Origin of the sequence: Paraburkholderia sp. SIMBA_027, assembly GCF_046535315.1 — a bacterium.
GTDB lineage: Bacteria > Pseudomonadota > Gammaproteobacteria > Burkholderiales > Burkholderiaceae > Paraburkholderia > Paraburkholderia tropica.
On record NZ_JAWRWY010000823.1, the window covers coordinates 1 to 263 of the forward strand.

At 65.8% G+C, this 263-nt stretch carries 1 protein-coding gene; it reads left to right on the plus strand.

From position 1 onward, the window contains the following. Positions 1 to 263, plus strand: a 263-nt coding sequence (locus SB764_RS41355) for a hypothetical protein (protein WP_410866949.1), incomplete at both ends; no start/stop codon positions are given.

The window sequence follows — 263 nt, forward strand, 5'->3', positions numbered from 1 at the left end:
TGGTGCTGATCGGTGATTTTCTCGATGATGCCGATGCCGTCATGGCGCGGCTGACGCCGCTTGCCCGCCGCGGCCTGCGCGGCCATGTCGTCGAAGTGGCCGATCCGGCCGAGGAAATCTTCCCCTATAGCGGCCGCACCGAATTCACCGATCCGGAAACCGGCTCCAAGCTCGTCTCCGGCCGCGCCGAGAATATCCGTGACGCCTACACCCGCGCCTATCTCGCCCGGCGCGACAGTTTAGGCCAGTCGCTGCGCCATCTC